Genomic DNA, 2,125 nt, shown 5'->3' on the forward strand with positions numbered 1-2,125 from the left:
CGGTAATCATGGTAATGCTACCCAAATGGTCGGGATGGAAAAAATACATCCCCTCCACTCTGGCATTGCCTGTGGAAGTTCCCCGCCTCCACTACCACCTTGCCCTGGTTCATCGGCTACAGACTGTGTGTCTGCTGGGATTCCATTCCCAAGCCCCAGTAACCAAATCGGTGTTCCCGACGCTGCCTCTCCTCCACCCAGTAACAATGGAAAACACCCGGCTGTCGTGGTAAAAGAAAACACAACAACAAGAAGTGCTGTCCCATATCTTGGAATCTGCTTTTGGATTCTGTTTTTGAGACTTGGTAGGAGAGAGATTCCAAACAAGTCGAAGGTTTGGTTCTCTACATTGGCATCTTCTGTTTGATCCTTTGTCTGATACACCACCCAGAATAAAAATCCAAGTAGTGCCAACCAAGGAAGGGCTCTATGACCTTCGCGGATTTTCCCATCCACATAGACATTGGTATCTTCGAGGAAACTCACCAAGGCAAACCCCACCCTGTTTTTCCAATAGGTATCACAATCGATATTTACATCTTTACAAAATGGATTCACTAGCCAATCGTTCGATGCCATCTGGTTCAAAAAGATCGCATCCCCTCGGCTATACTGCGCCACCATATCTCCTTCGGCTCCGATTACATATAAGGGTTGGGCGAGTCCCGAACATGGGACGAATCATACAGCATATCTACCGTTTGGCGATCACTTTTCCCGTGTTCGTCGGGACCAGGCTACTCTGGGGTCCGCATTCGCTCCCGTCCTTCGGACCAAGCCCGTCGTATCCTTCTCGCTTTTGGGGGAAGATTTTGTATAAATCATCTATCACAAAAATTCCCTTGCAAAATGTTTTGATGGCTCGTGATACAAGCGCTCTTAGGAGAACAATGTTGCACGTAAGTAGCACTATAAGCAGTAGTAAATTCTGACAAGTTTTGCCCACAAGGTACGGAAAGTAGTGATTTGTAACAAAAATTTGCATCTTTCTTAGTCACGTAGTTTGGTCCAGCGAAGGACAAAATTTCAGAAGATTTTCCCGAAGCACCAACTAAAATTCCTAATAAAAATCCATCATCACTTCGGGAACTTTGAGTAACAGGGTCATTTGAACGACTAACTGAATATGCACGACCACATTCAGCCAGCTTTAGGTAGAAAAAGCTTTCTGCTTGATTTTTGAAATTTTCATAAGGAACCACATTAGGTCCGCCAATCCCATTGCATTCTAATATAAAAATGGAAATAATAGGCAGAAAGAAAAACTTTAAAACAAAATTTTTTACCATCAATATCCTCATTTGTCATTAATATTAATAAATTGATTCACTTTTCTATGCAAGAGACTATCCAGCCGGTCTTGCAAGAATTTATTTTTTTGACCAAATCAGAGTCTTTTCTTATTCTTTCGTATCTATGGTAATATTTAAATATATCAAAAGGATTATCTTTTATATTTGTTAAAATACTTCCTGCAATATTCGATGCAAAAGTTAATCCTACCTGAAATATTAATTCTGATCGAACAAAGCCAATCGCAAAATCCTCTGCATCAAATCGGTAATCTTTGTCTGTCAGGGTTTGCCCCGAAATATTTTTTATCAAAAGAGTTTTAATTTTCGATTCAAAATATTCCTTTGCATAATCCTTAAATCGTTCATCTCTATGACCAATTCCTTTCTCTGCTCCCTCGCGGGCAATATATTTCACATGCCTTCTGATTGAGAGTCGATCGGAAACCCACATAGTATTTCTAACTGCGGCTTTATTGATACCTGTGGAAATATTTTTACCTATTTTATTTATTCCTTGCCCTCCAAAATCCTTACCCATCGCATGTCCAATAATTCTATTAAACATATGTATGTGCTTATTATTCCCACTTGGATCGACAAAGGCTACCGGATTCCCTTCCACATACATCATTCGGTTCATCCCTTGCTCTTTATCAGGAAACACCTGACCATCGTTACTCACAAACCTGCCAAGGCTCGCATCATAATACCTTGCCTTGTAATAATACAACCCACTTTCCTGGTCCTCTTCTTGTCCCGTATATTTGAATTTAGTAATGTCTGGCCCATAAGAGTCCGTTCTAAATATCTCCCCATACGGTTTATACGTG

3 protein-coding genes are annotated in these 2,125 nt (G+C 40.8%); all 3 read right to left on the reverse strand.

Annotated features, from left to right (window positions below; all coding sequences use genetic code 11):
- Nucleotides 1-6: 6 nt before the first annotated feature.
- Nucleotides 7-624, reverse strand: a complete 618-nt coding sequence (locus LEP1GSC199_RS21530) for a hypothetical protein (protein ID WP_039927596.1) — start codon at nucleotides 622-624, stop codon at nucleotides 7-9.
- A 197-nt stretch (nucleotides 625-821) separates the two neighbouring features.
- Entirely contained in the window at nucleotides 822-1,289 is a 468-nt protein-coding gene (locus LEP1GSC199_RS20290; protein WP_039927597.1) for a hypothetical protein, read from the reverse strand.
- A gap of 37 nt (nucleotides 1,290-1,326) precedes the next feature.
- Nucleotides 1,327-2,125, reverse strand: a 799-nt coding sequence (locus LEP1GSC199_RS22025) for an RHS repeat-associated core domain-containing protein (RefSeq protein WP_002991958.1), incomplete at its 5' end; no start/stop codon positions are given.

The sequence above is a fragment of the Leptospira vanthielii serovar Holland str. Waz Holland = ATCC 700522 genome (genome assembly GCF_000332455.1).
GTDB lineage: Bacteria > Spirochaetota > Leptospiria > Leptospirales > Leptospiraceae > Leptospira_A > Leptospira_A vanthielii.

What these genes read in the sequence shown, in the direction of transcription:
- LEP1GSC199_RS21530 (WP_039927596.1), bottom strand. Translation starts at nt 624, where the DNA reads ATGGTGGCGCAGTATAGCCGAGGGGATGCGATCTTTTTGAACCAGATG.
- LEP1GSC199_RS20290 (WP_039927597.1), bottom strand. Translation starts at nt 1,289, where the DNA reads ATGGTAAAAAATTTTGTTTTAAAGTTTTTCTTTCTGCCTATTATTTCC.